This window comes from Plantactinospora sp. GCM10030261, assembly GCF_042666615.1.
In the GTDB taxonomy this organism is placed as follows: Bacteria; Actinomycetota; Actinomycetes; order Mycobacteriales; family Micromonosporaceae; genus KBS50.
This window is the reverse complement of sequence record NZ_JBHTDD010000011.1, coordinates 1-22709: the sequence shown is the minus strand read 5'-3', so window position 1 is coordinate 22709 and position 22709 is coordinate 1. Positions and strand designations below refer to the sequence as shown.

Below are 22709 nucleotides of genomic sequence, written 5' to 3'. Positions count from 1 at the left end.
TAGTTGTCGACCGCGCACGCCCGGCCGTAGTCCCCCAGCTCTTCACGGGACCATCCGTGCTATCCGCACCGGGCCACAGCGACAGCACCGATTGCGGAGCGACGAGCAGCGGTCCGCCAGCCAACCAAATCCATTTGTACTGCAATGACTCTTACCTCCCGCAGCGATCTTGCCAGGCCCTGGCGTCCAGAGGTGCCCGGCCATCTCCACTGCTGTCTACGGGGTAGAGAACCGGGTTGATCGCAGCAAGGGTGCCCGACAAACGAGCGGCTCCTTGACGAATGCCTGGATCAGGCTCTTCGAGCAACGCGTCGCACATCCGCACCGCAGCGTCACGTTCGCTGGCGTAGATCATGTACACGTTCTGGACTGCGGTAAAGATCCAGTCTGCATGGTTGTCGTCGGCGTCCGCCAGCGCTCGCGCGACCAGCGCCAAACCGGCCGGGTCTTTCCGACGAAGCAGCGCATCCGCAGTCACGAGGGTGACGAACGTGTCGTCAGCGTCAAGCAGAAGCCGGCGCAACTGCTGTGCCGACTCCGGCATCTCCGCGAAACTCGCCAGGGCCCGGCCGGCATCCGCCCGATCCTGGTAGGCGCCGCTGCCGGCCAGCCTCAGCAGCGCCACAACCACGGCCCGTCGAGCGTCCATGTCCATGCCCGTCATCATCGATGACGTCCGTGCGCGTTTCAGCCCCAGGGGCCCCCGGCTGTCGTTAGGTGATGCCGAGGAGGGCCAGTGTCCGACTGCTGCCTCGGGCGTGGTGCCGGTTGGCGGCGACGAGGTTGGTGACTCCGGCGAGGCGTAGGGCGCCGATGGCGGCGCAGACACGGTCAGAGCCGGCGCAAAGGACAACGACGAGATCAGCGATGATGGCCGTTCGGGCATGACCCACTTCGGATCGATCACCGTGCCGTAGGAACCTTGATGATCTCTTGAGCTGCTCATGCCCGAAGGCCAGAGTCAGACGACCCCGAAGGCCGCGACCCCGACCAAACCCGGACGGCATAGACCGGCGTGGGATCGGGGGCCAGCGCGCTTGCCGGCCCGGCCGCGCCGAACCTGATCGCCCCGGACCGTTACCCAGGGGTTTACGGGGGCAAGTTAAAACTACATAGATAGACGTTAAGGCCCTGGCCAGCGTCTTGCTGGTCAGGGCCTAGTTCTGTGCGCCGCCAGGGACTCGAACCCCGAACCCGCGGATTAAGAGTCCGCGGGTCCGCCGTCGGCACGTCGCCCACCTGAGGATGGCTGGTCACCCTCTCCGCGACCGCGTATGGAGGGCGTCTCTGCAAACAACGGCAACACATTGACGTTCGCCTAATAACCTCTCTACGCTCATTCCAGGAAAGCGCTTTCCTCACGGTGTCTCCGGGCGACGCCGCGCGGTGGACCTTGTCCACGGAACGGTTCTCAGCACCGGCGGCGGCTCCCGCGCCAGGTCAGCCGTCACCTCCCGGGGTGGCGCGGCGGCCGGGAGCCCTGACCGGGTTCACGTCCAGGCCGGCACGGGCAGCCCGCCGAAAAAGGCCAACCCGAGAACCAGCAGCAGCGACTCCAGCATCTTCGAGGAAAAGGTGAGACGACGATGAGACGACCAGTCGCACGGGGACTCCAGGCGGCGTTGGCCACCCTGGCCATCGGGGCCACAGCCGTGTTGGCGCTGCCGACACCTCAGGCGTCGGCGGCGACCGGCAGTGTCACCGGTTACGCGACCCGTAACGGTGGGACCACCGGCGGGGCGGGCGGGCAGGTGGTCCGGGCCACCACCGGGACCGCGATCCACGCCGCCCTGTGTGGTCGGGCCAGCAGCAGCACCCCGATCACCATCCAGGTCGAGGGGACCATCAACCACGGCAACACCAGCAAGGTCTCAGGCGGCAGCTGCAGCACCGCCGACGGCGTGATCGAGCTGAAGCAGATCAGCAACGTCACGATCATCGGCGTCGGTGGCGGAGCCGTCTTCGACCAGCTCGGCATCCACATCCGCGAGGCCAGCAACATCATCATCCAGAACGTGACGGTCCGGAACGTCAAGAAGTCGGGCTCGCCCACCTCCAACGGCGGCGACGCCATCGGCATGGAGAGCAGCGTCCGCAACGTCTGGGTCGACCACGTCACCCTGGAGGCCTCGGGCGGTGAGTCGGAGGGCTTCGACGGCCTCTTCGACATGAAGAACAACACCCAGTACGTGACCCTGTCGTACAGCATCCTGCGCAACTCCGGCCGCGGTGGCTTGATCGGATCGAGCGAGAGCGACACCTCCAACGGCTACGTCACGTTCCACCACAACCTGTACGAGAACATCGACTCACGTACGCCCCTGCTCCGTGGCGGCACCGCGCACATCTACAACAACCACTACGTGAGCCTGCACGAGTCCGGCATCAACTCCCGGGCGGGAGCCTCCGCCAAGGTGGAGAACAACTACTTCCGCAACTCCAAGGACGTGCTGGGCACCTTCTACACGAACGAGCGCGGTTACTGGCAGGCCAGTGGCAACATCCTCGACAACGTGACCTGGTCCAGCGCCGGCAGCGAGAACTACCCCGCCGGCCCCGGCATGCCGTCCAACACCAGCGTCAGCATCCCGTACGCCTACAGCCTCGACGGGGCCAACTGTGTGCCGGACGTCGTGCGGCAGACGGCGGGCGCCAACAAGGGCCTCCAGGTGTCGGACGGCAACTGCTCGCCGACCAACCCGTCGCCGACACCCACCAGTCCGACGCCGACGCCCACCACACCCACCCCGACGCCCAGCAATCCCGGCGGGACGAACCTGAGCATCGGGGCCGGCTCCGACGGGTCCAGCAAGGCGAGCGGGACGAGCTACGGCAACGTACGCGACGGCGACCTGAACACCTACTGGTCACCGGCCGGCTCGACCGGCTCCATCTCCATCAAGTGGGGTTCGCCCACCACGGTGTCCCGGATCGTCATCCGGGAGGCGGCCGGCGCCGTCGGCAACATCGGCTCCTGGCGGGTCGTCAACCACACCACCGGTGCCGTCCTGACCTCGGGCAACGGGGCCGGCACCATCACCTTCTCCCCCACCACACTATCCAAGATCACCTTCGACATCACCAGTTCGACCGGCACACCAAGGGTCGCCGAGTACGAGACGTACGCCGGCTAGCCCGTCGCACCACTTCCGCGGGACCGGCAGGGTGGGGTCCGTTCAATGCCGGCGGACCCCGCCCGCCACCACGCGTCCGGCCGCGAGTTGCGGGATCACCACCGTACCGACGTCAGCCACCGACGGGCGCGGTGACGCACGCGACAGTGCCGATCGCATCCCACGCTTTCCTGTCGGCGGATGGCGGGTACTGACCAGAAGGCGCCGGATTTTCCGGCGACACTCCACCACCCGTCCCGCAAAGAGCATCGTCCGACTGAGGAGCAACCACATCATGCGTGTGCACGCCTACGCGGCACCCGGCGCGTCCGAGCCGCTGGTCCCGACGACCATCGAGCGCCGGGAGGTCGGACCCACCGACGTTCTCATCGACATCACGCACGCCGGAATCTGCCATTCCGACATCCACACCGTTCGTGGTGACTGGGGACCCCAGCCGTATCCGCTGGTCCCGGGTCACGAGATCGTCGGCGTCGTCGCCGAGGTCGGCTCCGACGTCACCCGGCACCGCGTCGGTGACCGGGTCGGTGTAGGCTGCATGGTCAACTCCTGCCGGGGGTGCGTCAACTGCCGCAACGGCGACGAGCAGTACTGCCGCAACGGCATGGTGGGCACCTACGGCGCTCCCGACCGGGACGGCACCACCACCCAGGGCGGCTACGCCAGCCACGTCGTCGTCGACGCCGACTTCGTCCTGTCGGTGCCCGCCGGGATCGACTCCGCGGCCGCCGCGCCGCTGCTGTGCGCGGGCATCACCACATACTCGCCCTTGCGCCACTGGGGTGCCGGGCCCGGCAGGACGGTCGCAGTCGTCGGTCTCGGCGGGTTGGGACACATGGCGGTCAAGCTCGCCCACGCCATGGGTGCCGAGGTGACCGTCCTGTCCCAGTCGCTGAAGAAGCAGGAGGACGGGCTCCGGCTGGGCGCCGACCACTACCACGCGACCAGTGACCCGCAGACGTTCGACGAACTCGCTGGCCGGTTCGACCTCATCATCAACACGGTGAGCGCCAGCATCGACGTCGACGCCTACCTCGGCCTGCTGGCGGTCGACGGCACCCTGGTCAATGTCGGCGCCCCCGCCGAGCCGCTGAGCCTCAACGCCTTCTCCCTCATCGGCGCCCGACGCTCGTACGCCGGCTCGATGATCGGCGGCATCCGCGAAACCCAGGAGATGCTCGACTTCTGCGGTGAGCACCAGATCGGCGCCGACATCGAACTCATCCCCGCCAACAAGATCAACGAGGCGTACGACCGGGTCCTCGCCTCCGACGTTCGCTACCGGTTCGTCATCGACACCGCCACGCTCGGCTGACCCGGCACCGCTGACCAGACCCGCCCGGCCACCCTCCGCGGCCGGGCGGGTCACCGCCGCCGGTTCACCCGCGGGCGGCGGCGGTTGACCGGGCAGGGATGCCGCGACGCCGCCCCGATCCCCGGTTGAGGTCTCCCGCAGCGCCGGGCCGCGCCTGATCTACAGTCGGGACGCACGAACGGTCGAGGCACACATCGACTCATCCCCACCGTGGGCACCGCTTGGTGTCCACAGCGCGGTCGGTGTCCGCGGCCACCGGCCCGACCCGGAAGGAGCGCCGACGGTGCGGCGATCCCCCACCCCTGCCCTGGCCGGTCAGGACCCACGACGGTTACGCGCCGCACGGACCGGGGTGGCGGTGGTGTTCGGCCTCAACGGGCTGGCCGTCGCCACCTGGTTCGCCCGGATCCCGACCGCCCGCGACGACTTGTCGATAAGCGCCGGACGGCTCGGTCTGGTGCTGCTCGCCATGTCGGCCGGCGCCGTCCTGGCGATGTCGACCGCGGGCGCCGCCGTGCACCGCCTCGGCCCGGCCCGGGTGGTGGTCGGCTCGACGGCGCTGGTGGCCGCCGGGCTCACCGTCACCGGACTGGGCGTCGGTGCCTGGGCGTCGATCCCGGTGACAGCGGCCGGGCTGTTCGCCCTCGGCTACGGCTCCGGCAGCTGTGACGTGGCGATGAACGTCGAGGCGGCCGCCGTCGAGCGCAAGCTCGCCCGTACCGTGATGCCACGATTCCACGCGGCCTGGAGCCTGGGTACGGTCGCGGGCGGCGGACTCGGCGCGGCCAGCGCGCACGCCGGAATGTCGATCGCGGCGCACCTGCCGGTCATCGCTGTGGTGGTGCTCATCGGCACGGTGCTCGGCGCGCGCGCGTTCCTACCCACGCCGGCCGACGCCACCCCGGCCGGCCGCACCCCGGCCGACGCCACCCACGGCGACGCGGGCGGCGGCAGCGGCGTCCTCGCCGCCTGGCGCGAACCACGGACCCTGCTGGTCGGCCTGTTCGTGCTGGTGATGGCCTTCACCGAAGGCACCGCCAACGACTGGATCGGTGTCGCCTTCGTCGACGGATACGGGTTCAGCGAGGCGGCCGGCGCCGCCGTCTTCGGGCTGTTCGTCGGCGCGATGACGCTCGGCCGGCTGTTCGGCACCGTCGCGCTGGACCGGTGGGGCCGGGTGCCGGTGCTCACCGCCACGATCGGGCTGGCCGTCGGCGGCGTGCTGCTCGCCGTGCTCGCCGGCTCCGGTTTGCTGGGCCTGATCGGCGTCGCCCTGTGGGGAGTCGGCGCGTCGCTGGGCTTCCCGGTCGGGATGAGCGCGGCCGCCGACGACGAGGATCGGGCCGCGGCCCGGGTCAGCGTCGTCGCGATGATCGGCTACACCGCGTTCCTCGCCGGCCCGCCGCTGGTCGGACTGCTCGGCGACCGGTTCGGCACCCTGCGGGCGCTGCTGATCGTCCCGGTCCTGCTGCTCGCCGCGCTGCTCCTGGTGCCGGCCATCCGCCGGCCGGCGCCCGATGACGGTCCGTGACCCCGCGCTCAGTCGAGCCCGGACAGGCCGAGCAGGTCCCGCAGCGCCGCCGCGCCGGGCGGGGTGAGCCGTACCGCCCGACCGGACCCGATCCGCGTCACCCAGCCCTGCTCGAAGAACCTGGCGCACAGCCCGGCCCCGGCCGACCCGGCGAGGTGCTGCCGACGCTCGGTCCAGTCGAGGCACCCCCGCGCCAGCGGTCGCCGGCCGGACCGCAGCTCCTCCGCCCGCACCCCGAGCGTGTCGGTCAACCAGGCCAGCCCGGCCGGCGTCAGCGCGAAGCCGCCACTCTGATCCAGCAGACCCGCTCTCGTCATCGCATCGGTCACCCCGACCCCGAGCCGCCCGGCGAGGTGGTCGTAGCAGGTCCGACCGCGTCGCAGGGCCGCGTCGACCGTCGCCGCCCGCAACCCCACCGGCGGGGCGGCGCGGTCCTCGACGCGGCCCGCCAGGGTTTCGATCAGATCCGCCACTGAGGAGTCCGCGAGCTGGACGTACCGGTGCCGCCCCTGGCGCCGTTCGACGAGCAGCCCGCCGTCGATCAGGCGATGCAGGTGCGCGGTCGCGGTGGAGGGGGCGACCCGCGCGTGGGTCGCCAGCTCGCCCGCCGTCCACGCGCGCCCGTCGAGCAGCGCGAGACACATGGTGGCCCGGGTGGTATCGGCCAGCAGAGCCGCGAGCGACGCCAGGTTCGAGGCGGGGGTCACCGGCCCACCCTACGGGCCGCACACTTCGGTCCGGACCGAACGTTCCCGGCCGTAGCGTCGCCGCATGCAGCAGGTAACCGATCCCGACACCGCCATGGCGGTGCTGACCGACCCCGCCTTCGTGGTGCCGCCCGTCCCGCCCGGGACGGCGGGTGTCGCCTGGCTCCGCGCCACGGTCGGCCGGTTCAGCACCGGCGCGGCCCACCAGCGCCGCCGCGCGTTGTCCGTCGCCGTCCTGGACGCGATCCCGCCTGCGGCGCTGCGGGCCCACGACCCGGCGCATCCGGTGGCCATCCTCGCCCGCGAGATGGGCGTCGAGGGCCGGGTGGTCGACCTGGTCCGGGACATCGCCCAGGCGTATCAACCGGGCACGGGTGACGAATCCCGCGCGGACGTGGCGGTCGACCGGCTGGTGGCGATGCTCGGTGGCGCCTTCGACGAGCCAACCGCGGCCCGGATCGGCGTGCTGGTGCAGGCGTGCGACGCCACCGTCACCCTCACCGAACGAGCCCGGCACCGCCCCGTCGAGGACGTGCTGCGCGACGACCCACCGGTCCCGGCGACGAAACGACAGGCGCTCGTCGCCACCACCGTCGGCGGCGTCGCCGTCGCGGCCGGCGAGGTGGTGCGGGTGCGCCTCGCCGGGGACCTGGCGTTCGGCGCCGGTGCCCGCCGCTGCCCCGGCCGCGCGCACGCCCTCGCGCTCGTCGAGGCGGGCCTCGGATGACGGACTTCGCTGCCCTGCACCGCGCCGGTTCCCCGCTCGTCCTGCCAAACGCGTGGGACGTCGCCTCCGCCCGTACGCTGGTCGAGGCCGGCTTCGGCGCCATCGGCACCACAAGTCTCGGCGTCGCGGCGGCGGCCGGACGGCCCGACGGCGCGGGTGCCGCGGACCCGGAGACCCTGCGCCTCACCCGCCGGCTGGCCACCCTCCCGGCGCACCTGACCGTCGACATCGAGACCGGATCGGTCGAGACCGCGGTGGCCGTCGCGGAGGCCGGCGCCGCCGGCGTCAACCTGGAGGACGCGATGCGCCCGGACGCCGAGCACGCGTCGCTCATCCGGTCGGTGAAACGGGAGGTGCCCGGGCTGTTCGTCAACGCCCGGACCGACACCCACTGGCAGCGCCCGGGTGACCTGGCCGAGACCCGGCGCCGGGTACGGCGCTACGCCGACGCGGGCGCCGACGGGGTGTTCGTACCGGGCCTCGCCGAGCCGGCCGACATCGCCGCCGTCGTGGCGGCGGTCGACCTGCCGGTCAACGTTCTGTTCCTGCCCGGGCGGCACACCGTCGCCGCCCTGGCCGACCTCGGGGTGCGCCGGATCAGCACCGGTTCGCTGTTGTTCCGCGCGGCCCTGGCCGCGCTTGTGGACACGGCGGGCGCGGTCCGGGACGGCCACCCGGTGCGGCCTGACCTGCCGTCCTATGGGCAGGTCAACGCCTTGTCGTCCGGGTGATGCCGCGGGCAGCACCGTCCGCGGGGCAGTACCGTCCGCCGCTCGGTGGTGCGGTGGGCGCGGTACGCCGTGTCACCGCCCGCACGGCATCCTAGGAGGCTGGGTTTTCAACGGTTGCGTGAGGGCTGATGTGACGGTGCTGGGGAGGTGCCGCACGGATCTCGTGCGGACGGCCCCGTCTGGCGGGGCACCGCCCTAGCGTCGCAGCCATGCGGAGCGTGGATGTCCTTGTCGTGGGGGCGGGTCTGGCTGGCCTGCACACCGCTCGCCTGCTCGCGGAACGAGGCCTCGACGTCCTGGTCACCGAGCGCCGGAGGGCGCTGGGGACGGGAATCCGCACCACGGGGATCTTCGTACGCCGTACCCTGGACGACTTCGACCTGCCGGACCATGTGCTCGGGCCAGGCATCCGGGACGTACTGCTGTACCCGCCGTCGCGGCGGGCACCGGTCCGGCTCACCAGCGACCGGGACGAGTACCGGGTGGCCGACATGGCGGCCGTCTACGCACACGCGCGCCGGGCGGCCGAGGCGGCCGGCGCGCGGGTCCGCCTGGGCGTGCGGTATGTCGGCGCGGCGGCGGGTGTGGCGCGGTTCGCGGGCGCGGAACCGGTGCCGGCCCGGTTCATCGTCGGCGCCGACGGCGCCCGTTCCCGGGTGGCCCGCGACCTCGGCCTCGACGTCAACCGCCGTTTCCTCGTCGGCGCCGAACTCGTTTACCCGATCACCTCGGACAGCACCCCGGCGTTCCACTGTGTCCTGGATCCCCGGGTCGCCCCCGGCTACCTCGGCTGGGTCGTCGACGACGGCCGGCACGCGCACGTCGGAGTCGCCGGATATCCGGAGGTGATGCGCTCGGGGGTACGGCACCTGCTGGACACGTTCGCCACGGACGCCCCCGGTCGACCGGCGCCGGCCGGTCCGATCGCCCGCCGGGGTGGTCCGATCCCGGTCGGCGGCGTCCTGCGGCGCCTGGCGTGCCCCGGCGGACTGCTCGTCGGCGACGCGGCCGGCGCCGTGTCGCCACTGACCGCCGGTGGGCTGGACCCCTGCCTGCGCATGTCCGAGCTGGCCGCAGCCGTCGCCGACGGTTACCTGCGGACCGGGGACGAGAAGGTGCTGCGAAGGTACGACGGGAACGCCGTGCGGGCCCGGTTCCGCGGTCGGCTGCTGCTGCGTCGGGTATTCGCCGGCATCCGCTCCCCCGCTGCCGCGGAGGCGGCGGTGACCGCGTTACGCGGTCGCGCCGGGCGCACCCTGGCGGCGCGGATCCTGTTCGGCGACGGCTCGTTCCCCGACATCGTCGACACGGACATCGCCGTGGCCGCCTGGATCTGAGGGCGCCGATACCGGTCGTCGACAACGGTCACACCCGGGGGATCGCCCGCTCGTTGTCCCATCGAGTGGGACGGCACCCGTGGGAGCGCTTCCATAGTCCGGGACATCAGTGGATGCACACCCGCCCGAGCCGGGACATTGACATCCACAGCGATTGGAGTCGATATGCCGACTGGCCGTACGGGTGCGTTGACAGTCCTCGCCGGACTCGTGGTGGCGGCCGGAGCGTTCGCGCCCCCCGCCATCCCGGCGCGCTCCGCGCCGAGCACCACCGCCGCGCCGGCCGGCAGCGCAGCGCCACACGGAAGCACCGACCCGGGATCCGTTGCCGCCGTGCCGCTGGACCGGTTGGCCGTCAGCACCACCCAGGTCGCCTCGGGCCTGCGCCGACCCACCGCCATCCACGCACCGGACGACGGCAGCGACCGGCTGTTCGTCACCGAGAAGGCCGGCACCGTGCGGGTCTACCACGAGGCCACGGGAATTTCGGCCACCCCGTTGCTGGACATCACGGACCGGGTCTCCACGGCGGGCAACGAACGTGGCCTGCTCGGCATCGTCACCTCACCGGACTTCACCACCAGCCGGGCCATCTACCTCGCCTACACGGCGCTGCCGGACGGAGCGGTCACCCTCTCCCGGTTTGTCCTCGACAGCGCCGGCCAGGACCCCGTCCCGGCGGCCCGGGAGGAGATCCTGCTCAGCCAGCCACACGCGGAGTTCGGCAACCACAACGGGGGGCAACTCGCCTTCGGACCCGACGGCCACCTCTACTGGAGCATCGGCGACGGCGGCGGCGCCGACGACACGCTCGACACCGGGCAGAACCTGGGCACCCTGCTCGGCAAGATCCTCCGCCTGGACGTCTCCCGGGGCTGCGACGGCCGGCCGTACTGCGTTCCGGCGGACAACCCGTTCGTGGGCACCGCCGGCGCGCGGGCCGAGATCTGGGCGTACGGGCTGCGCAACCCCTGGCGGTTCTCGTTCGACCCGGCCGACGGTTCGCTGTGGATCGCCGACGTCGGTCAGGGCACCTACGAGGAGGTCGACCACCTCACCACCAACCAGCGGGGAGCCAATCTGGGCTGGTCCTGCCGGGAAGGGCCGCAGGTGTTCAACCCCGAGCGGTGCGTGGCCGGCGCCCGTTACGTCGAGCCGGTGTACCACTACCAGACCTCTGTGGACGGCTGTGCCATCATCGGCGGTCACGTCTACCGCGGGACCCGGTACGCCGACATCGCGGCCGGCACCTACCTGGCGACCGACTACTGCTCGGGTACCGCGTTCGTGATCCGCCCGGACGGCGCCGGCGGTTACACCACCCGCAAGCTCGGCGAACTGACAATCCAGCCGACCAGCCTGGGCCTCTCCGCCGACGGTGAGATCTACCTGGTCAACGACCTGCCCGGGCAGCTGCACCGGGTGTCGTTCGCGGCCACCCAGCCGCCGGCGACCTGCACGGTCGACTACCGGGTGGACAGCCAGTGGGGCACCGGGTTCACGGTCACCGTGACGATGACCAACACCGGCACCGCCGCCGTCGACGGCTGGACGCTCGGGTGGACGTACGCCGGGAACCAGCGGGTGACCAGCGGGTGGAACGCCGAGGTCAACCAGCAGGGTGCCGACGTGACCGCCCGCAACGCCTCGTGGAACCCGACCATCGCCCCGGGCGCGACGGTAAGCTTCGGGCTCCTCGGCAGCTACTCGGGGACGAATCCGCCGCCGACCTCGTTCACCCTCAATGGTGCTCCCTGCGCCTGAACCGCGGCTCGGCTCCGTCGCCGCGTTGCGGCACGTTCGCCATCACCCGGCACGTTCGCCATCACCCGGCCCGTTCACCCACACCTGAGCACCCGCTACTCCGGGCGTGGCGGAGCGACCGCCCGCCGGGAGCGGCGTTCGGGCGGCGGCGGGTGCGCCAGCACCCGCAGCGGTGCCATCAACCGGTGGAGCGGGCCGGGGCGGGGCACCGCGCCGACCCGCTGCCGCAGTAGTGCGACACCGTCCCCGTCGAGGTCGGCGAACGCCGCCGACCGGCCTGCCATGCCGAGCACCAGGGCGTCGGCCCGCCCGGCCACAAGGGCACCGCGTCCGTACGCCCAACCCGTGTCGGTGGCCCGCAACCGCAGACCGGCCAGCCGCCCGCCCATCGCGAAGCCCGGCGACGGCGCGACCGCGAGGTGGTGGAACGCCACCCGCAGCCGCTCCTCAGGAGTGTCGCGGGGGATGCCGAGCGGAACCCGGATGTCCAGGTCGTGCAGCAGCAGATCGGTGAGCACGGGGTCGTACCCCGATCGCGGGATCGTCGTCCGGGCGGCGGCCTGCCGGCGCAGTCGTGCGATGATCTCGTCGCTGCCGATCCGGGCCGCCCGGCGGGTCAGCGCCACGTTGAAGCGGTCGAAGTCCGCCCCGGTGGCGACGATCGCGAAGAGGATCTTGGCTTGGCCGTAACGCAGGTAGGTCACGAGGTGGGCGGCCACGTCGTGCACCGTCCATCCCGCGCACAGGCTCCGCTGGCGCAGTTGCTCCTCGGTCAACCCGGCCAACAGGTCCGCCATCCGTCGCCGCTCGTCGACAACCATGTCGTACACCAGCACCCGACCGACCATATCGACGGCTCGGGCCACCCTCCCACTTCCAGGGTGCGCTGCGCTCCGGCCCGCCCCGGGCGGACTGGGCGGACCGGAGCGGCCAGCGGATCAGCTATTCGCAGGCGTTCTTCAGCTTGATACCCGCGTTGCCGAGCGCCTGCGCGTCGGGCATCTGCCCGGCGGACGCCTTCTTGCCGAGATCCTCCATCGCCGCGGCGATGTCGTTCGCCGCGTCCTCGACGTCACCACCGGCGTCCTTGCCGTAGCCGCGGATCTTCTCCGCGCCGTCGGAGTACGTCTTGGACAGCGCAGCCGGATCGCTGGTCTGCTGCATCCCGGTCGACGTGATGTTTGTCATTTCCTGCTGGATGCTGTCGCAGGCCGCCTTGGTGTCACCGCCGCCGCAAGCGGTGCCGACGACGGCCACCGCCGCCGCGAGCGTGACGGTGGACAGGAGACGAGTGATCGTGCGTGGCACGGAGGTACCGACCTTCCACTGGGATCAGGAGAACGGAATCGCCGGCACGCTATCAGGATCCCGCCGGGTCGCGTGGCCCCCGCCAGGCGCCCTGGTCCCGCCGGCGGGACGAGACGACCGGGAGTCGCTACGGCAGCCGGCGCCGGCCGGCGAAGCCGAGATCGACGCGGTGGTACCAGCCCAGTTCGACCTCGCCCTCCAACCAGCACAGCAGCACCGGCACGCCATCCAGATCGGACGGAAAGTCCACCAACAGGGGCGCGAGGCTCTTGAGGTCCGCCCCGGTCCGCTGCACCTCGCTCATCAGCTCGTCCAGCCGGGCGGCGGCGGCCTTCCACTCCGGCAGCCCGCCGAGCGGGGTCGGCGTCCCGCCGGGCGCCATCGCGGCGGCGAGTTCGGCCGCGTCGGCACGCATCACAACCAGCTCGTCGAGCACCGGCCGCAGCCTCGCCAGCTCAGCCCGCGCCTGCGTCACGGTGAACAGTCCCATGCCACAAGCCTGACATCCGGCCGTCGGCGCGGTCGGCCGAGGGCCGCTCCAACCTCGCCGTCGCCACCCGCCTGCGCCTCGCCGCGACTGCCGGCAGGCCATGCCGTCACGGTTGCCCCCGGAGAACACGCTCCCGGCGGGATCTGCCGCGCAGGACGTGGGCAATCGCGAGGCCGACGACCACCGTCAACAGCATCAGCAGCGGCCCGGCGGCTTCCGACAGTCGCACCCAGAGCGGCGACTGGTTCGGCGCCTCCGCCCCGGAGAGGCCGAGGTGCTGGTCGCGGACCAGACCGGTGGCGGCCGCCAGCCACCAGAGCGGGGCCTGCCCACGCGGCGCGGCCTGCGGACTGAACCCCACCAGCACGAACCCGATCACCGCCGCGTGCAGCGCGAGGAGTCCACCCAGCACGGCCGTCGCGGTCCCGGACGCCCGCGGCAGCCGTGCCGCGGCGAGCATGGTGAGGACGAGCACGCCGGCGCCGGCCAGGAAGCCGACCACGGACTCGACCAACCGGCCCGACGCGGCGCCGACCAGCACCACCACCAGCCCCGCCGCCGGCAGCACCACGGCGAGCAGCCGTGGCGGGGAGGTCCGGACCCGACCCAGCCGCACCCCGACCAGCGCGCCGATCCCGACCAACACCAGCTGGATCGAGATGGCGACCAGCGCCTCCTCGATTCTCGTCGACGACATCCCCGTCCGTCCTCTCCCGTCGCACCGGTCGCCGCGACGCCGTCGCACCGGTCACCGCGGCCTTCGGCGAGCGCCTCGCGCCACCTGCCGTACTCCACGGGCCGTCGCACCGGCCGCGCGTCCCGGCAGTATGCGGCAGCGACAACGGACTGTCGATCACACCGTGGTCAGCATCGCGGCCGGGGGCACGGCCAGGCCCGACCCGAAGACGTTGTCCGGGTCGTACGTCGACTTGACCCGGCGCAGCGCCGCCCAGTTCGCGGTGGTGAACGCCGACTCGGTCCGGGACGCGTCGACCAGGAAGTTGAGGAAACCGCTGCCCCGGCCGTGACGGCGCAGGGCGGCCGCCGTCTGGGTCGACGGCACGGTGTCGAGGACGACCGACAGCGGCAGGTCCCGGTGGGCCGCGGCACCGGAGCCGGCCGCGATCCGGCCGCCCCAGTGGCGGATCTCGACGCCTGCGTCCGCCTCGGCGACCAGGCCGGCGACGAGGTCGTCGTCGAGCGTGCCGACCTGGTCGAAGGTACGGGCGAAGGTGCCGCCCATCGCCGCCTGCGCGTAGGGCACCACCCGCATGCCGTTCTCACGGACGGGCCCGGCGACTGTCCACAGCGGCTCCAGTAGGGCCCGTCCCCGGTCCGGGTCCCCGGCGTACATGGCCTTGACGACGAGCGTCCCGTCGCGGGTGAGCAGCACCGCCGTGCTCAACGCGTCCGGCACCCGTTCGATCCACCGCCGGTAGTACGCAAGCGTCTCGGCGGCCCGTTCCCGGCCGAAGGTGACCGCGCCGGCGTACACCCGGTCGACCGGGTAGAGCCGGAACTCGAGCGCGGTCACCACGCCGAACGAGCCGCCACCGCCACACAGCGCCCAGAACAGGTCGGGGTGGTGGTCGGCGTCGACTGTCGTCGCCGTGCCGTCGGCCAGGACGACCCGGGCGCGCAGCACGCTGTCGGCCGCCAGGCCGTGTTCGCGGGCCAGCCAGCCCAGGCCGCCGCCCAGGGTGTAACCGGTGACGCCGACGTCCGGCGACGAGCCGGACAGCGCCGCGAGGCCGAACTGCTCGGCCGCCCGCAGCACGTCGCCCCAGCGCGCCCCGGGACCGACCCGGGCGATCCGCCGATCCGGGTCGATCAACACCGACGCCATCGCCCCGGTGTTCACCAGCAGCGCGCCGTCATGGGCGACGTGCGTGCCGTGCCCGGTGGCCTGCACGGCCAGCGGTACGGCGTGGCGGCGGGCGGCCAGCACGGCCCGCCGGACGTCGGTCGCGCCGGTGGCTCGGACCACCGCCGCCGGGTGCGGGTCGAGCGTCGGATCGAGAGGTTGGCGGTACGCGTCATAGCCCTCGTCGCCGGGCAGGAAAACGGAACCGGCGAGCCGTGACCGCCCGACCCGCAGGGTGTGGTGAAGGTTCATGTCGATCCAGACCGGTCGGGTCCGCGTGATTCATCGGCACGGCAGCGATGAGTTTCGCGCCGCCGACCGGTCCTGTTCAGGTGGCGCCCGATGAGACGACCGTCGTCCTCCCCGCGACGGTGACCCGCGCGGACATTCCGGACCTGTGCGCCCGCGCCGCCGATCTGCTGCGCGACGCCGGCCGTGGCACCGTGCTCTGCGAGGTGTCCGGGGTGGCCCGGCCGGACGTGGTCACGGTCGAGGCGCTGGCCCGGCTGCGGCTGACCGCACGACGGTACGGCCGGCGGTTGCTCGTGTGCGGGGCCGGACCGGACCTGCTGCGGATCATCGCCCTGCTGGGCCTGGCCGACGCCTTACCGGAGCGGTCAGTCCAGCCGGGCGGGCAGCCCGAACAGCGGGAACAACCGGGCGGTGTCGAGGAAGTTGTTCACCATCGCGATCCGTCCAGCGGATAGCTCCAGCACGATCAGGGCCCACGCGTCGTGTCCCGAGCCGGTCGGGCTCGGCCGGTACTGCCCGAATGCCGGCATGCCGTTGGCCACCACCGGGACCAGGCGGGAGCCCCGGCAGCCCGCGCCCGTGCCGCTCATCCAGGCGTGGATGTCGGCCGGGCCGCGCAGCCACAACGGCAGCGGCGGCATCGCCAGCGTCGCGTCGTCGTGCAGCAACGTCGTGAGCGCCCCGAGGTCGTACGCCTCGAAGGCCCGCACGTAGCGAGCGAGCAGTTCCTTCTGTTCGTCGTCCAGCGGCTTGTGCACGTCGGCGCGGAGGTCGGCGGCGGCGATCGTGGCCCGGGCCCGCTGCAGTGCGCTGTTGACGCTGGGGACGGTGGTGCCGAGCAGGTCGGCGACCTCCTGCGCGGACCAGGCCAGCACCTCGCGCAGGATGAGCACGGCCCGCTGGCGCGGCGGCAGGTGTTGCAGGGCGGCGACGAACGCCAACCGGACGGACTCGCGGCCCGCGACCACCTCGGCCGGGTCGGTCCGCTCCGGCAGCACCCGCCCGTCCGGCACCGGTCCGACCCAGATCTCGTCGGGACGCGGCTCGCCCGCGGCGGTGGCGTGGCCGGACCCGGCAGGCCCCAGATCCATCGGTCGGACGCGGCGTTGGGCGCTGCCGAGCATGTCCAGGCAGACGTTCGTCGCTATCCGGTAGAGCCAGGGTCGCAGCGCGGCCCGCTCGTCGAGCCGGTCGAAGCCGCGCCAGGCCCGGACGAAGGCGTCCTGCACGGCGTCCTCGGCCTCGAAGAAGGACCCCAGCATCCGGTAGCAGTAGCCGGTCAACTCGGACCGGTGGGTCTCCAGTTGACCCTCGATCGACGCGTCGGTCCCCACATCACGCACGCCCACAAACCTAACCGAAGGCGGTGACCCCGGCGCCAACCCGGTCGACGGCGCGAAGCTGCAGATCTGGGACTGCAACATCACCGCCGCCCAGCAGTGGACATTCGCCTCCGACGGCACCATCCGGGCGATGGGCAATCTGCATGGATCCCGCCTGGGCCGGCACCGCGAACGGCACCGAGGTCAACCTCGTCACCTGCAACGGCAATCCGGCGCAGCGCTTCACCCTCACCACCGCCGGTGACCTGGTGAACCTAAGCGCCAACCGGTGCGTCGACGTCCGGGACCGGGTGACCGGCAACGGCGGCAAGCTCCAGCTGTGGGACTGCACAGGCGCCGCCAACCAGAAATGGTCCCGCTACTGACCCCGGCGCGGCCACCGGAGCCGGCGGCGGTCACTCGACGGCTCCGGGCCACCGGCCGCGCCGTCGCCCCGGTTCCAGCACCGGATCGGCGCCGTCGCACACCGGACCGACCCCACGATCGACCACACCGACGGGGTACCGCCGACCGTCCAGGAGGGAGCGCTCCGACGGCCGCAGCACGCCCTCGCACCAGCGCACCGCGCCACTGACCACGAAATCCGATTGTCCCTCACTGTCCAGCATGAAGATCAACCCGGCGGCCTCCGGCAACGACGGCGGCACCACCATGTCCCGCGCCTCGTGCCGTCGGGCCAGCCGGACGACCAGGCCGCGATAGACATGGCGGAGTTTGAAGGCCGAGACCGGTCCGAACGCCACCTCGATCCTGGTGACGCACCGACGGCCGTCGACACCCAGGCCGGCCTCGCTGGTCAGCAGCAGGTGGCGCGCCACGACATCGTACGCGGCGATCGCGAACCGGCGATCGCTGCGCAGCACCTCCCGCCCGCCATCACGGGCATGGACCGCCACGACGCCGCCGGACACACTCTCCACCGGCTCGCCGGACGCACCACCACGCTCCGGTGGGCGCGCACCGCCGGATGTGGTCCGCACGAGAGGAGCGACCACGTCAACGGTCCCGGTCCAACCGGTCCAGGAACCGCCGGAAGTCGGCCGGCCGGATGGGATCGATCGCCCCACCGTGCCGGCTCCACCAGGTGGGTGCCGGCGGCACGTAGTCGTCCTCCAACCGGGTGAGGTCGAAGTCGTCACCCGGCCGGGGCAGCAGCATGACCAGGGGCTTGAGCCGCTCGCCGCCGGGACGGTCGCTGGCCTCGGCGAGCGCCTCGCGCCACCTGGCGTACTCCACGAGATCCAGCCGCCGACCGGCGTCGGCGATCCAGCCCCGCATGTCCTTCCACCGCAACCGATGGTCGCTGATCAGGTGGAAGCACCGTCCGTACGCGTCGGTCCGGCCGGAGATCTCGACGATGCCGGCCGCCACCCGGTCGACCGGGGTCAACGTCATGGCGTAGTCGGTGTCGGGTGCGCTGCCGAGAATGAGGCAGGCGGTCAGGATCCGGGTGAACTGGTCGACCGGGTTGGCGACCCCGGTGACCGTCTCCCAGGACACCTTCGCCATCCGGTAGATCGTGGTCGGCAGGCCGCGACCGGCCGCCTCGCGGACCAGGTTCTCGGCCACCCACTTGCTCTGGCCGTACCCGCTGGAATGGGTAGCGGGCGGTGTCTCCTGCACGCTGTCCTCGTCGACGGACGTGGTGTCGAGAGTGTCCAGGGTGAACACCGACATCGTCGACACGTGGTGCAGCGGAGTCGACGGCCCCGTACAGGCCAGCCGGATGATCTCCCGGGTGCCCTCGACGTTGACGGCCCGCATCGCGGCGTACGGGTAGACCGCGTTGACGTCGGCGCCGCAGTGGTAGATCGCCGCCACCGACTCGGCGAGTGCGTGCCAGCGATCCGCGGCCAGTCCCAGAGCGGGCCTGCCCAGGTCACCGACCACCACCTCCACCCGGTCGGGCACCGCCGGGTGGAACGCCTCCCACCGCCGCAGCGCGTCGTACAGCCGTCGCCGCGCGTCGTCCGAGGAGGAACCCCGCACCAGGCAGACCACCCGGTTGCTCGTCCGGTCGAGCAGCTCCCGCAGCAGGAACGCGCCGAGGAAACCGGTCGCGCCGGTCAGCAGCAGCGGCCCGGCCGGATCGGCGACCCGCGATCCGGCCGGCCGGATCGCCTCGTCGAGCACCGAGTCCTGGACCAGGGTGCGGGTCAGATCCTCGGTGTCGCCGCCCAGCAGGTGACGTGCGAGTCCGGCAATTGTGGTGTGCGCGACCGCGTCGGCCGGGGACATCGCCAGACCGAGTTCGGCGGTGGCCGCCGCCATCCGCAGCCGGCTCAGCGAGTCGGCCCCCAGCTCGCGCAGGTCGTCGTCCATACCGATGCGGTCCACCCCGAGGATCTGCTCCCAGATCTCGGCCAGCCGACGCTCCGTGGCATTGCGCGGGGCGACGTACGGGACGCTCGTGTCGGACGGGGTCTCCGGCGACGGCAACGCCAGACGATCTATCTTGCCCGCGGCGCCGCGCGGCAGGGCCTCCAGAACGACCAGGACGGCAGGCACCATGTACTCGGGCAGGCTCGCCCGCAGGTACCCCCGAAGCGCGGCCCCGGCGGGCCGATCCGGACCCGGGCAGCCAAGGTAGCCCACCAGCTGCGGGTCCCCGGCCCCGGAGGGGCGCGCGACGACGACCGCCTCCGCCACCTCGGGATGGCCGAGCAACCGGGCCTCGATCTCCGCCGGCTCGATCCGATACCCGTGGATCTTGACCTGGTCGTCGACCCGACCAAGAAACTCCAGCTCACCGCCCGCGCGGTGGCGGACCACGTCACCGGTGCGGTAGAGCCGCCCACCGGCCGGACCGAAGGGGTCGGGCACGAACCGTTCGGCCGTCAGGTCCGCCCGAGCCCGGTATCCGCGGGCGACACCCGCACCACCGATGTAGAGCTCGCCCCGGACACCGACCGGCACCGGTTGCAGGTGACGGTCCAACACGTACACCCGGGTGTTGGCGATCGGACGTCCGATGGCGACCGGCACCGGCTGCCGTGGATCGTCGGGCACCTCGTGGACGACGCAACCCACCACCGTCTCGGTGGGGCCGTACTCGTTGACCACCCGGATCCCCGGCGCGAGGTTGTGCCAGCCGAGCACGGTCTCCAGCGGAAGCTGCTCCCCGCCGACCACGAGCGTGCCCACCGAATCCACCACCGTGGGCGGCGGCATCAGGTCGTTGAGCACATCCAGGTGGCCGGGGGTCAGCTTGACCAGGTCGAGCGAACCGGCGCCGCGAAGCAGGTCCGCGACCGCCTGGATCTCACCACCCACCGGCAACAGCCGCACCGGACGGCCGGCGACCAGCGGCACGAGCAGGTTCGTCACGGTGAGGTCGAACGCGATCGACCCGAGCAGCGGCGCGCCGGTGCCGCCCGGACGGGTGTACGCGCCGACCGCCCAGCGCAGGTAGTTCACCAGCCCCCGGTGGGTGATCATGACGCCCTTGGGTCGCCCGGTCGACCCGGACGTGTAGATCCCGTACACCAGGTTGTCGGGGTGCACCCGACGCGGAACCGGGCCGTCGGGCTGGCCGTTGATCGCCGGCCAGTCACCGTCCAGGTAGATGACCTCGATCGGCACCGGGGGCAGTCGGCCGTCGAGGCCGTCCTGGGTGAGCACGACGGTGGCACCCGCGTCCCGCATCGCGTACGCCAATCGCTCGGCCGGATGCGACGGGTCGAGGGGCAGGTACGCGCCGCCGGCCTTGACCACCCCGAGCAGGCCGACGAGCAGTTCCGGACCGGGTTCGAGGTGGAGGCCGACGAAATCGTCCGGCCCCACGCCGCAGGTACGCAGGTAGTGGGCGAGCTGGTTGGCGCGCCGGTCGAGGTCGCGGAAGGTCAGCTCACCGCCGTCCGCGAGCAGCACGGCCACCGCGTCCGGGGTGGCCGCGACCTGCCGCTCGAAGACGCCGGGCAGGTCGGCGGGCGGCATGTCGACGGCGGTGTCGTTCCAGTCCGCCACCAGGCGGCGACGCTCGTCGGCGGGCAGGTAGGTGGCCAGCGCGTCCCCGTCCGCATCCGCCGCCATGTCGACCAGGACCAGCCGGTACATGGCGGCGAGCCGCTCGCCGTTGGCCCGGCTGAGCGTCGCGGGATGCATCCGCAGACTGATCAGGCCCTGCCGGAAGACGGTCGTGGCGAGCTGGAACTCGATCTGCGAGTCGTCGATGCTGGCGGCGAAGTCCACCAGCTCGGTGTCGACGGTGCGAAAATCCAGGTAGTTGAACATGACGTCGACGAGCCGGCGACCGGGCGACAACTCCCGCTGCAGGGCCGCCATCGGGTACCGGCGGTGCGGCCACAACTCGATCTCCTGGGCGAACACCTCCTTAACGAGCTGACGCCAGGTCGGGGCGGTGAGGCTGAACGGGAAGGGCACCGTGTTGAGGAACAACCCGTACAGCCGGTCGGCGCCGGCCACCTCCGGCCGGGTGTCGCACACCAGCCCGTCGAAGAACCGCGGCTCGTCGGTCAGCATGCTCAACACCTTCAGGTGCGCGGCGTGCAGGACCGCCTTGAGCGGCACCTCCGCCGTCCGGGCCAGCTCCCGCAACCCGTCCTCGAGGTCGGCGAACATCACCTCGACCCGGATCGGGTCCCGGCGACCCGCCGCGGAGCCCCAACCGGACGGCAACGCGAAGGGGGTGGACCCGGACACCACGCGGTGCCAGTACCCGCGGGTCTCCGGCGACTCGATCGCGCCCTGCTCGGCGGCGATGAAGTCGGCGAAGCGGACCCCGAGCCGCGCGGCCGGCTGCACCGGCAGACCGTCACGAAGCTGCCGGTAGTAGGTGAGCAGCTCCATCAGCAGCATGTGGTAACTCCACCCCTCCATGATGGGGTGGCATTCCGTGATGATGAGCGACCAGTGGGTGTCGGACCGGAGGACGACGTGCAGCCGCAGCAGCGACGGCACGGCGAGGTCGAACAGGCGGGCCCGCTCGGCCGCCATCCGGCGCCGCACCACCTCGTCCTGATCGGCCGCCGGCAGGTGGCGTACGTCCTCGACGCTTGTGGGCAGGTGCGCGGTGCGGTGGATCAGCTGCACCGGCTGGGAGAGGCCCGTCATGTCGAAACCGGTCCGCAGCACCTCCTGACGCTCGACCAACAGCGCCACGGCCGCCTCGAACGCGGGCGCCACGAAAGGCGCGTCGTCGCGCATCTGGTAGGTGGTCGCGTTGTGGTAGTAGTTGACCTCGCCACCGCTGAGCATCTCGACGACCATGCCGGCCTGCAACATGGAGACCGGGAACGCGTCCTCCACGCCGTCGGGCAGCCGGGCCCGGTCCCGGGCGGAGATGAGCGCGAACGGCCGCACCCCCGGCGCCGCGCCGGTGACGGGGGCCCGCTGCCCGGCCAGCTCGGCGAGCTTCGCCACGGTCGGCTGGGCGAAGACGTCGTCGACCGCGAGGTCGAAGCCGGCATCCCGGAGATCACCGACGAGCGCCACCGCGCTGAGCGAATCGCCGCCGAGGTCGAAGAAGTCGTCGTCGACGCCGACCGTGGGGATGTTCAACGTGCGGCGCAGGACCGCGGCGATCTGCTCCTCGGCGGGGGTCCGCGGCGCGACCAGCTCGGCGGTGGCGGCGGTGGCGGTGCGGTCCGGATCGGGCAGCGCCGCGAGGTCGGTCTTCCCGTTGCTGGTCAGTGGCAGCTCGGTAAGCGCGACCACGTAGCCGGGCACCATGTAGTCCGGCAGCGCCTCGGCGACGAACGACCGCACGCCGTCGGCCGGCAGCGCGTCCGGGTTGGTGGTGACGACGTACGCGACGAGGGCCCGCACCCCGCCGCTCGTCGCCCGCAGCGTGACGACGGCCTCCCGGATGCCCGGATGGCGGCGCAACACCGCCACCACCTCGCCGGCCTCGACCCGGTGGCCGCGAACCTTGATCTGGTCGTCGGTGCGGCCGAGGAACTCGATGTCGCCGCCGGTCAGCACCCGGGCCCGGTCGCCGGTGCGGTAGAGCCGCCCGCCCGGCGCGCCGTACGGGTCGGGAACGAACCGCTCGGCGGTGACCCCTTCGGCATGTCCGTCCTGGACATCGCCCTCGGTGCGAGGGTGGCCCGGATCGCCGAGGAGCGCGGGCTCGGCCTGCGCATCCCCCGCTAGTGCCGTGACCACCAACGTTCATGGTGTTGGGTGACACGCCGTATGGCCTGTCGGCCGGGCGGCGTGGTGGCGGTCAGGCTGTGGCGGTGGCA

Annotated in this window: 19 protein-coding genes and 1 tRNA gene; 9 read left to right on the top strand and 11 right to left on the bottom strand. The window is 72.1% G+C overall.

What is annotated here, in order from left to right; genetic code table 11:
- Positions 1-151: 151 nt before the first annotated feature.
- Both ACFQUZ_RS15125 and ACFQUZ_RS15120 read right to left on the bottom strand, forming a co-directional pair.
- Positions 152-946, bottom strand: a complete 795-nt coding sequence (locus tag ACFQUZ_RS15125; protein WP_377442477.1) for a hypothetical protein — start codon at positions 944-946, stop codon at positions 152-154.
- Positions 947-1166: 220 nt separating this feature from the next.
- Positions 1167-1235, bottom strand: a tRNA-Lys gene (locus ACFQUZ_RS15120).
- A 351-nt stretch (positions 1236-1586) separates the two neighbouring features.
- Here ACFQUZ_RS15120 and ACFQUZ_RS15115 point away from each other — a divergent pair.
- The 3 genes from ACFQUZ_RS15115 (at position 1587) to ACFQUZ_RS15105 (ending at position 5980) form a co-directional block, all read left to right on the top strand.
- Complete coding sequence (locus ACFQUZ_RS15115; RefSeq protein ID WP_377442475.1) at positions 1587-3134, top strand: polysaccharide lyase family 1 protein; 1548 nt, start codon at positions 1587-1589, stop codon at positions 3132-3134.
- Between the two features lie 274 nt (positions 3135-3408).
- On the top strand, positions 3409-4449 hold the full coding sequence (locus ACFQUZ_RS15110; RefSeq protein WP_377442473.1) for an NAD(P)-dependent alcohol dehydrogenase: 1041 nt from the start codon (positions 3409-3411) through the stop codon (positions 4447-4449).
- Positions 4450-4732: 283 nt separating this feature from the next.
- Entirely contained in the window at positions 4733-5980 is a 1248-nt protein-coding gene (locus ACFQUZ_RS15105) for an MFS transporter (protein ID WP_377442471.1), read from the top strand.
- An 8-nt stretch (positions 5981-5988) separates the two neighbouring features.
- On the opposite strand, the gene ACFQUZ_RS15100 is transcribed toward ACFQUZ_RS15105, so the two are convergent.
- Positions 5989-6687 carry an ArsR/SmtB family transcription factor gene (locus ACFQUZ_RS15100; protein ID WP_377442469.1) on the bottom strand — a complete coding sequence of 233 codons (699 nt, stop codon included), beginning with the start codon at positions 6685-6687 and terminating at the stop codon, positions 5989-5991.
- A gap of 64 nt (positions 6688-6751) precedes the next feature.
- Here ACFQUZ_RS15100 and ACFQUZ_RS15095 point away from each other — a divergent pair, with 64 nt between their 5' ends.
- The 4 genes from ACFQUZ_RS15095 to ACFQUZ_RS15080 all read left to right on the top strand — a co-directional run bounded on the left by ACFQUZ_RS15095 (position 6752) and on the right by ACFQUZ_RS15080 (position 11246).
- On the top strand, positions 6752-7414 hold the full coding sequence (locus tag ACFQUZ_RS15095) for a hypothetical protein (protein WP_377442467.1): 663 nt from the start codon (positions 6752-6754) through the stop codon (positions 7412-7414).
- Entirely contained in the window at positions 7411-8145 is a 735-nt protein-coding gene (locus ACFQUZ_RS15090) for an isocitrate lyase/phosphoenolpyruvate mutase family protein (protein WP_377442465.1), read from the top strand. The genes ACFQUZ_RS15095 and ACFQUZ_RS15090 overlap by 4 nt, the downstream gene beginning before the upstream one ends.
- Before the next feature lie 209 nt (positions 8146-8354).
- A complete protein-coding gene (locus ACFQUZ_RS15085; protein ID WP_377442463.1) occupies positions 8355-9482 on the top strand; it encodes an FAD-dependent oxidoreductase in 1128 nt (375 codons plus the stop codon).
- A gap of 165 nt (positions 9483-9647) precedes the next feature.
- Positions 9648-11246, top strand: a complete 1599-nt coding sequence (locus tag ACFQUZ_RS15080; RefSeq protein ID WP_377442461.1) for a PQQ-dependent sugar dehydrogenase — start codon at positions 9648-9650, stop codon at positions 11244-11246.
- A gap of 95 nt (positions 11247-11341) precedes the next feature.
- On the opposite strand, the gene ACFQUZ_RS15075 is transcribed toward ACFQUZ_RS15080, so the two are convergent.
- From ACFQUZ_RS15075 to ACFQUZ_RS15055, 5 genes are all read right to left on the bottom strand, one after another.
- A complete protein-coding gene (locus tag ACFQUZ_RS15075; protein WP_377442459.1) occupies positions 11342-12082 on the bottom strand; it encodes a maleylpyruvate isomerase family mycothiol-dependent enzyme in 741 nt (246 codons plus the stop codon).
- Between the two features lie 106 nt (positions 12083-12188).
- A complete protein-coding gene (locus tag ACFQUZ_RS15070; RefSeq protein WP_377442457.1) occupies positions 12189-12554 on the bottom strand; it encodes a hypothetical protein in 366 nt (121 codons plus the stop codon).
- 127 nt (positions 12555-12681) lie between these two features.
- Entirely contained in the window at positions 12682-13044 is a 363-nt protein-coding gene (locus tag ACFQUZ_RS15065) for a DUF2203 domain-containing protein (RefSeq protein ID WP_377442455.1), read from the bottom strand.
- A gap of 106 nt (positions 13045-13150) precedes the next feature.
- On the bottom strand, positions 13151-13741 hold the full coding sequence (locus ACFQUZ_RS15060; protein ID WP_377442453.1) for a hypothetical protein: 591 nt from the start codon (positions 13739-13741) through the stop codon (positions 13151-13153).
- Between the two features lie 156 nt (positions 13742-13897).
- The gene (locus ACFQUZ_RS15055; RefSeq protein ID WP_377442451.1) at positions 13898-15160 is read right to left on the bottom strand and encodes an FAD-binding oxidoreductase; all 1263 of its coding nucleotides are present in this window, start codon (positions 15158-15160) and stop codon (positions 13898-13900) included.
- 80 nt (positions 15161-15240) lie between these two features.
- Here ACFQUZ_RS15055 and ACFQUZ_RS15050 point away from each other — a divergent pair, with 80 nt between their 5' ends.
- A complete protein-coding gene (locus ACFQUZ_RS15050; RefSeq protein WP_377442449.1) occupies positions 15241-15615 on the top strand; it encodes an STAS domain-containing protein in 375 nt (124 codons plus the stop codon).
- Here the strand turns inward: ACFQUZ_RS15050 and ACFQUZ_RS15045 are convergent.
- Positions 15526-16503 carry a sigma-70 family RNA polymerase sigma factor gene (locus ACFQUZ_RS15045; RefSeq protein ID WP_377442447.1) on the bottom strand — a complete coding sequence of 326 codons (978 nt, stop codon included), beginning with the start codon at positions 16501-16503 and terminating at the stop codon, positions 15526-15528. The genes ACFQUZ_RS15050 and ACFQUZ_RS15045 overlap by 90 nt on opposite strands.
- Before the next feature lie 143 nt (positions 16504-16646).
- On the opposite strand from ACFQUZ_RS15045, the gene ACFQUZ_RS15040 reads away from it, so the two are divergent.
- Complete coding sequence (locus ACFQUZ_RS15040) at positions 16647-16868, top strand: ricin-type beta-trefoil lectin domain protein (RefSeq protein ID WP_377442445.1); 222 nt, start codon at positions 16647-16649, stop codon at positions 16866-16868.
- A 30-nt stretch (positions 16869-16898) separates the two neighbouring features.
- Here the strand turns inward: ACFQUZ_RS15040 and ACFQUZ_RS15035 are convergent, their stop codons facing one another.
- Positions 16899-17498 carry a hypothetical protein gene (locus ACFQUZ_RS15035; protein WP_377442442.1) on the bottom strand — a complete coding sequence of 200 codons (600 nt, stop codon included), beginning with the start codon at positions 17496-17498 and terminating at the stop codon, positions 16899-16901.
- 1 nt (position 17499) lies between these two features.
- On the bottom strand, positions 17500-22629 hold the full coding sequence (locus ACFQUZ_RS15030) for an amino acid adenylation domain-containing protein (RefSeq protein WP_377442439.1): 5130 nt from the start codon (positions 22627-22629) through the stop codon (positions 17500-17502).
- Positions 22630-22709 lie beyond the last annotated feature (80 nt).